Raw genomic sequence first — 8,555 nt, 5'->3', positions numbered from 1 at the left:
CCAGGCGTGCCCGGCGACGGCACCGTCGGAATCGGTCGAGCCGCTGCCGTCCACCGCCACCGACAGACCCGCCACCTGCGCGGTGAAGGACGCCGCCGGTGCCACGTTCGCCGGGGGCGGGGGCGGCGCGGTCTCCCCCACCGCGGTGACCTGCAGGTCGTCGAAGCGCACCGCCGTGGCCGCCGTGGCCGATCCGGGCCGGTAGGCGGCGATCCCCACGGCGCCGGGCGCCTGGAGTGCCGCGGTGGTGTCGGTCCGGGTGAGCTGCGGGTCCTCCGGCTGCGCCGTCCCCGAGGCCCAGACCCAGGCCGCGATCTCCGCGGTGCCCGCGCCGGTGACCTGTACCCGCGTCTCCAGCGCCGATCCCGGCGTCCAGGTCAGGCCGGGGACGACCGACTCCCCGCCCGGCCAGGACTCCGAACCGCCGGAGAGCCGGGACAGCGCCAGGTACACACGTCCGTCAGCGGCCACGCGCACCCGCACCCGGTACTCCTGACCGGCCGTCACGCGGCGCCCGGAGACGTACACGTAGGTGCCTGCACCGGTGGGTGCCGCCGACAAGGTGAAGGACGTCCGGATGTCGGCGCTGGTCTGCACGACCGAGCCCAGGTGCGCGCCGGTGTTGTTGCCCGCCGAGGGCAGCGACAGCACCGCCGCGCCCCCGGACGCCGACAACCGCGAGGCGCCCGGAGACGCCGTCCAGGCGCCTCCGACGTCGGCCGTGCCCAGCCCGCCGGTGACCGACCGCTCGAACGCGTCGGCGGCCAGCACCCGCGGCTGCTCCGGCTCGGCGGGCTGCTCCGGCTCGGCCGGCGCGGTCACCGTGACCTGCTCGGTGGCCGTCGCCGTCAGCCCCTCGTCGTCGGTCACCGTCAGCGTCACCGGGTAGGTGCCGGCCGCTGCATAGGTGTGCGAGGCGGTCGCGCCGGTGCCGGTCCCGCCGTCGCCGAACGACCAGTCGTACGAGGCGATCGCCCCGTCCGGATCGGTCGAGCCGGAGCCGTCGACGGAGACGGCGAGGTCGGTCACCGAGGAGGTGAACACCGCCGAGGGCGGGACGGGAGCGACGGCCCCGGAGCCGACGGCGACGTGGCGGGCGACCTGACCGGTGCTGAGCGCGGTCGGGTACACGGCCACGTCGTCCACCAGGCCGTCGAACCATGCGCTGCCGGACCAGCTGGTGTCCCCACCGATCCGCCAGTAGCCGTTGTAGGCCTGCGCCGACGTCGTGTCCGTCCGCGACCCGACGAGCTCGCCGTCCACGTGCAGCGCCATGCCGGCAGGGCTCAGCGAGGCGGCGACGTGGTGCCACTGCCCGTCGTTGTAGGAGGACGCGCTGCTGACCGTCCGCATGGCGCCGGGGTAGACGCCGAACAGCACCCGGCCCTCGGCGTCGAGGTAGACGTGCCGGTCGTAGCTGCCGCTGGTGCCGGTGCTCGCGGAACCGAAGCCGACGATCTTGCCGCCCGCCGTCGACGTGGTGCGGAACCACGCCTCGACGGTGAACGTGCCCGGGCCCGCGACGGCGGTACGGGTGGCGGCGAGGCCCGCACTCGTGCCGTCGAACCGGTACGCGGTGTCGGGGTCGCCCGCGATGGCGCCCTCCTGCCCTCCGCTCACGCCAGTGCCGACGGTGAGGTCCGAGGCGCCGGCGTGGTCGAGGGCGGTGTCCCCGGATGGCTCGCCCAGCGGCCAGTAGTGCTGCGCACCGTCGGCCCGCACGGTGTCCGCGTAGTCGCGCTGCAGGACGGAACCGGCCGCGACCTCCACCGGAACCCAGGGCGAGTCCGCCCGGTTGCCGAAGGCGTCGACGACGCTCACCCGGTAGGTGTGAGCACCCGCCGCGACCCCGAGGTCGACGAAGCCCATCGGCTGCGTGCGCCACCAGAGCGAGGACCGCGTGGTCTCGTGCACCGGGGCGGTCTCGCCGTCCCGGTAGACCCGGTAGGTGAGGTGCTCGTTGTCCCGGTCGTTCACCGAGGTCCAGCTGATCCGCGCCATGCCACCCAGTGGCGCCCCGGCCGCGACGGCCAATCCGGTGCCGTCGGGGCCGATCCGGTTGGGGGCGGCCGAGGGCAGCGCGTACCGCACCAGCCCCTGCTGCGCGGCACCGTTCACCCGCGGGAACTCCCCGCCGTAGACGACGTAGGTGTCGTTGCCGGCGACGCTCCACCCGGCCTGCCCCTGGCCGGTGAACGTGCCCGGCGACATCGTGGGGAACCAGTTCAGCAGGGACGGCGCCGGCTTGCCCTGCAGGAGGGTCCCGCTGGAGGGGTACCCACCGGTGTCGTTCTTGTGGACCACGGTCCCATCCGGCATCACCCGGCTGTTGAAGAGGGTGGCCGTGCCCACCGTGCCGGTCGCCTGGAGGCTCAGCGCGGTGGCGTAGCGGTGCACGCGCGGGTTGTGCTCGTGGTAGCCGCCGATGTTGGCGCAGACGTGCGGGTGACCCGCGAGGTATAGCGCCCCGTTCATGGGGTGCACGGAGTAGCTGTCCCCGTGGCAGTCGTTGACCCAGTTCACCGCCCCGCCGTCGGCGGCGGCCGAGAACGCGCCCTCGAGGTTGCCGGGGCCGAAGTAGTCGTAGGCGACGCCGTAGACGCTGGCGCCGTCGGTGGTGAGGTCGTAGACGGCGCCGTTGACGCCCTGATTGGTGATCAGCCGGTTGACGGCGAACGGCCTGGTCGCCCCGGTGACCGCGTCCAGCGCACCCACACCGGTGGCCTTCACGCCGTTGAGGGTGTCGAAGTGCCCACCGGCGACCACCTGCGAGCCGCCGCCGGTGACGACGAGGGCGCGGACGACGTCGCTGGTGCCGGTGCTGCTGTTGCGATTCAGCACCGGGCCGGGACCGGGGACGGGGTTCCAGGGCAGCAGCGCACCGTTGGCGGCGGTCACCGCCGCCAGGCGGTGCCGGCTCTGGGACCCGATCGCGGTGAACGTGCCGCCGAGGTAGACCGTGCTGTCGGTGGCGGCGATGGCCCGGACCGAGCTGCTGGCGCTCGGGCGGAAGTCGGGGACGAGCGCACCGGTGGCGGTGCTGTAGGCGGCGACCCGGTTGCGGACCTCACCGTTCGCCCGCGTGAAGTCCCCGCCGACGTAGATCCGGGAGCCGTCCGGGGACGCGGTCACCACCAGCGCCTGGGCGTTCAGGTCGGGCGCGAAGGAGGTGACCAGCCGGCCGGTCCGGATGTCGTAGGCCAGCAAGTTGTTCCGTACGGTCTCCTGCGTCCCGGGGGCCGCACCCGCCGGCCGGGCGCGGGAGAACCGTCCGGCCACGTACACGGTGTCCCCGACCACCACCTGGGACCAGGCGACGCCGTCGATCTGCGTCGTCGGCAGCGCGTCGGCGGTGACCGTGACCGGAGTGGCCGGCGACGGCGCCACGGGCGCGGAGTCGGCGCGGGCCGAGGCCGGCACGAGCGCCAGCGACCCGGCAGCGAGGATCAGGCCGATCGCGCCGGTCAGCACCCGGCGGCCGACCGTGCTGGTGGGTGCGCGCATCAGGTCGTCTCCCCGAACTGGTGGTGTGCCCTCGCGACCCACGAGCGGGGAGCGCAGTCGGGGTGCACCATGTCACTTTCCGTACATGGTGGCGATCACCCGATGCGGTGCATCTGCGCTTTCGCAACACGTTGTTCGCCGGCCACGGTGACGGCCTGTCAGCAGGAAGGGTTGCACCGGCCAGCACGGTGCCGGGTCGGCTGCGAGAGCCGGCCCGGCACGTGGCGTCGCGCCGGTGGCTCAGCGCGCCGCGGTGACCAGGAGGTCGTCGAAGCGGACCTGCACCGGGCTGGTCGAGCTTCCCGACAGGTAGGCGGCCAGGCCGATAGCGCCCGGCGACTGGAGAACCGCGGTGGAGTCGGTGCGCGACAGCGTCGGGACCGTCGGCTGCTCGGCACCTGCCGCCCACACCGTCAGCTCCAGGTTCGTCGCGCCCGTGCCGGTCACCCGCAGGTGGACCTGGAGCGGCATGCCGTCGGTGTAGGTCAGCCCGGGCAGCGTCACGAAACCGAGCGTCGCCTCCACGCCGTCGGCCTCGCGGACCAGCGAGACACCGACGTCGCCACCGGGCAGGACCCGCACCCGTGCCCGGTACTGGGCGGAGTCCACCCGGCGACCGGTCACGTAGGCGTAGGCGCCGCTGCCGTTGGCCGGCGTCCGCGAGAACGACACGGTGGCCCGAACGTCCACGTCCGCGGCGGAGACGCCGGCGAGGACCGAAGCAGCGTTGTTGCCCGGGCCCACCGCCAGGACCGCGGCACCGTCGGCGACCGACTGGCGACCGGCACCGGCCACCGGCGTCCAGGGCCCGCCGGAGTCGGCGGCGCCCAGCCCACCGGTCACCGAGCGCTCGAAGGTGTCCGCCGCGATCTGCTCCGCCGGCTCCTCCACCGGCGGCGCCGCCGACGCGGTCACGGTCACCGACCGGGTGGTGGTCGCGGTGGCACCCTCGTCGTCGGTCACGGTCAGGACGACGGCGTAGGTGCCCGCCGCCGCGTACGTGTGCGTCGCGGTCGGGCCGGAGCCCGTCGCGCCGTCCCCGAAGTCCCAGTCGGCACGGGCGACACGGCCGTCGGCGTCGGTGGACCCCGTCGCGTCCACCGCGACGGAGAGCTCGGCGGTCGTCGCGGTGAACGCGGCCGTCGGCGCGAGGTTGGTGTGCGCACCGGCACCCACGAGCCCCACACGGAAGGCGCTGAAACGCACCGCCGTGGCCGCCGTCGCGCTGCCCGGGCGGTAGGCCGAGAGGCCCACCGAGCCCGGGGTCTGCAGCGCCGCGGTCGTGTCGCTGCGCGTCAGCTGCGGGGTGGCCGGCTCGGCCTCCCCGGCGACCCACACCGCGGCCGTGACGGTCGTCGGCCCGGTGCCGGAGACCTGCACCCGCGCCGCGAGCGTGGTGCCCGGCGTCCAGGTCAGCCCCGGCACGCGCACCTCGCCGCCCGGGAAGCCCTCGGCGCCTCCGGTCACCCGCGACAGGACCAGGTGGACCCCGCCGTCGGCGGCGACGCGCACCCGCACCCGGTACTCCTCCCCCGCACCGACCCGGCGGCCGGTCAGGTACACGAAGGTGCCGCTCCCGGTGGGGACCGAGGACAGGGTGAACTCGCTGCGGAGATCGGCGCTCGCCGTGCTCACCGAGGCGAGGTGCGAGCCGGTGTTGTTGCCGGCGCCCGGGAGAGCCAGCTCGGCGGCGCCGTCGGCGACCGACTGCCGCGGGCCACCGGCGGTGACGGTCCAGTCGCCGCCGACGTCCGCAGTGCCGAGGCCGCCGGTGGCCGACCGGGCGAAGGTGTCCTTGGCGATGGGGGCGGTCGGGACCGGCGCGGTGACGGTCACCTCCTGGGAGGTCGACCCGGTGGCCCCCTCGTCGTCGGTCACCGTGAGCGTCACGGTGTACGTGCCGGCCGCGTCGTAGGTGTGCGTGGCGCTGGCGCCGCTGCCGGCCGGGGAGCCGTCGCCCCAATCCCAGGAGTGGGTGGCCACGGTCCCGTCGGCATCGTCGCTGGCCGAGCCGTCGGCCGTGACGACGAGGTCGCGACCGCCCGCCGTGAACGCCGCCACCGGGGCCTGGTTGACGCGCACCGGAGCCACGGTGACCAGCGTCTTCGCGACCGTGGTGGCGCCCAGGTCGTCGGTCACGGTCAGCGTGACGACGTAGCTCCCCGCAGCGCCGTACGTGTGCGTCGCCGTGGCGCCGGCGCCCCGCTCCCCGTCGCCGAAGTCCCAGTCGTAGGCGGCCACGCTGCCGTCGCCGTCGGCCGAGCCGCCACCATCGAGCGTCACGGTCAGACCGGCGGTCGTCGCACGGATCCGAGCCGTCGGTGGCATGTTCGAGGCCACGCCGACCCCGCCGACAGCGGCGTGGGCGGCGACCTGCTGGGCAGAGAGGGCGCTCGGGTACAGCGCGACCTCGTCGATCAAGCCGTCGAAGGTGTTCGACCCGGACATCGCGCGGTCGCTGCCGACCCGGAAGTAGCCGTTGTACGAGCGGCCGCTGGTCGTGTCGCTGCGCGATCCGACCAGCACGCCGTCCACGTAGAGCGCCATGCCCGCCGGGCCCATGGTGGCGGCGACGTGGTGCCACGTGCCGTCGTTGTACGAGGCGTCGCTGGTCACCGTCCGCTGCGTCGTCCAGAACCAGACCGGCACCGAGACGCCGAAGTTCAGCCGACCGCGGGAGTCGAGGTAGACCTGCCGGTCGTACGTGGAACTGCTACCGGTGGCCCGGTTGGCGAAGCCCGTGATGCGCCCCCCTGTTGCGGATGTGGTCCGGAACCACGCCTCCTGGGTGAAGGTGTTCGGCACGGTGCGCGCGGCTCCGGTGGCCAGGGAGGCCGTCGAGCCGCCGTCGAAGGAGTAGGCGGTGTCGTCGGCGATCGCACCCACGGCGCCCCGGGTGATGCCGGACCCGACCGTCATCGGAGCGGTGCCGATCGAGTCCCCGGCGCTGCCGGACCGCTCGCCGAGCCGCCAGTGCGACGATGCGCCGTCGGCCCGGACGACCTCGGCGTAGGGCCGTGTCTCGCCGCCGGTGGCAGCGGCGACCTCGACGCCCACCCAGGGGGTCGCGACGCTGTTGCCGAACGGGTCCGTCGCGGTGACGCGGTAGCGCAGGCTGCCGCTGACGCCGGCGTCAGCGGCCTGCATCGCGGGGCGGTCCCACCAGGTGGAGGCCTGGACGGTCTCCGCGACCGGCAGGGCCTCCCCCTCGCGCTCGACGCGGTAGACGAGGTTGGCGTTGTCCTGGTCCGACGTCGCGGTCCAGTCCACAGTCACCCGGCCGGGCGCCGGGGAGGTGGCGGCGGCCGTGAAGCCCGCGTCCGCCGGGCCGACCGCGTTGGGCGCGGTGTCGGGCAGCGCGAAGCGCACGAGTCCCTGCTGGCCGACGCCGTTGACCCGGGGGAACTCACCGGCGTACGCGACGTACCGGCCGTTGCCGGTCACCGACCACCCTGCCTGGTACTGCTTGGTGTAGTCGCCCGGGGTCATGGTGGGGAACCAGGGCAGCAGGGAGCCGGCGGGCTGACCGCGGAAGTTGCCGTTGGCGATCGTCGCGTTACCGACGGTGCCGGTGGGCTCCAGGGTGAAGGCGACGCCGAACTTGAACACCTGCGGGCTCTGCTCGGGGAAGCCCCCGATGTTGCGGCAGTCGTGGCTGTGGCTGGCGACGTACACGACGCCGCCGCTCACGTGGCTGGAGTAGGAGTCGCCGCGGCAGTCGTTGATCTCGACGATCGCACCGCCGTGGGCCCGGACCACGAAGGAACCCTCGAGGTTGCCGGGGCCGCCGAAGTCGTAGGCGGTTCCGATGACCAGGTCTCCCGAGGCGCTCAGGCTGTAGACGGCCGAGTCGGCCCCCTGGTTGGTCAGCCGCTGGTTGATGGCGAAGGGCCTGGTGACGCCGGAGACCGGGTCGAGGGCGGTGACGCCGGTGGCCTTGACACCGTTCATGGTGTCGAAGCGCCCCCCGGCGATGATCTCCCCCGTGCCGGCGATGGCCAGCGCCATGACCTGGTCGTTGCCGTTCGTGCGCGCGCCGCCCGGCACAGGGGCCCACGGCAGCAGGCTCCCGTCAGCCGCGGTGACCGCGGCGAGCCTGCTGCGGCTGACGCCGCCGACGGCGGTGATGCTGCCGCCGAGGTAGACGGTGTCGTCCGTCGCCGCGATGGCCCGCACCTGGCTCTGCATCGCCGGGGCGAACCCCTCGACCAGGGCACCGGTCGCCGTGTCGAAGGCGGCGACCCGCCGGCGCGTGTGCCCGTCGACGGCCGTGAAGTCGCCGGCGACGTAGACCCGGGAGCCGTCCGGCGAGGCCGCGACGGCCAGCACCTGGCCGTTGAGGTCGTGAGCGAACGAGGTGATCAGCTCGCCGGTGCGGATGTCGTAGGCGAGCAGGTTGCCGCGGGGCGTCTCGCCGGTCCCGGCGGGTGCGCCGGCCGGCCGTGCGCTGGTGAACGAGCCACCCACGTAGACGGTGTTGCCGACGATGGCCTGCGCCCACGCGACACCGTTGATCTGCACGGTCGGCAGGGCGTCGGCGGTGACCGTCGTCGGCGTGGCCGGCGAGGGCGTCAGCGGAGCGGAGTCGGCGCGAGCAGCGCCGGGCAGCAGCGCCAGGCTGCCGGCCGCCAGCAGCAGGCTGACGACGCCCGCGATGGCGCGAGCGGATGCGCGCCGGGTCGGGCGCGAAGACGTGGACATGCCGGATTCCCCCGTGTGCCAGGACCCGAGAGCGGCGGCCTCCCCCTGGATGCCGTCGTCGAGTACCGGCAGTGACCATGACAGTGCGTCATGGCCTTGACGATCACCTGATCAGGGGACCGGCGGACATCGGGTCCCCCCACGAGGTGACTGAGATGACGCTCGGTCACCCCACGGTCACCGCGGGCTGACCGCATTGCCGGGGACCGGTTCCCTCGCGGAACCGGCCCCCGGCTTCCCTCACTCGACCGCGGTGACCTGCAGGTCGTCGAACCGGACGGCGACCGGGCTGCTCGAGCTGCCCGACAGGTAGGCCGCCAGGCCCACCGAGCCCGGCGCCTGCAGGGCCG

At 74.2% G+C, this 8,555-nt stretch carries 2 protein-coding genes; both read right to left on the bottom strand.

From position 1 onward, the window contains the following. On the bottom strand, positions 1-3,504 hold a 3,504-nt coding region (locus tag E9565_RS20750; RefSeq protein ID WP_236836636.1), incomplete at its 3' end, for a LamG-like jellyroll fold domain-containing protein. A 240-nt stretch (positions 3,505-3,744) separates the two neighbouring features. Further along, entirely contained in the window at positions 3,745-8,205 is a 4,461-nt protein-coding gene (locus E9565_RS20745; protein WP_236836635.1) for a PKD domain-containing protein, read from the bottom strand. Positions 8,206-8,555: the final 350 nt, after the last annotated feature.

Source organism: Blastococcus sp. KM273129, assembly GCF_021698995.1.
Taxonomy (GTDB): Bacteria; Actinomycetota; Actinomycetes; order Mycobacteriales; family Geodermatophilaceae; genus Blastococcus.
Note: the sequence above shows the minus strand (reverse complement) of the source record. Positions and strands in the feature narration are given on the sequence as shown.

Coding starts and splice junctions, on each gene's coding strand:
- E9565_RS20745 (WP_236836635.1), bottom strand. CDS start 8,205: ATGTCCACGTCTTCGCGCCCGACCCGGCGCGCATCCGCTCGCGCCATC.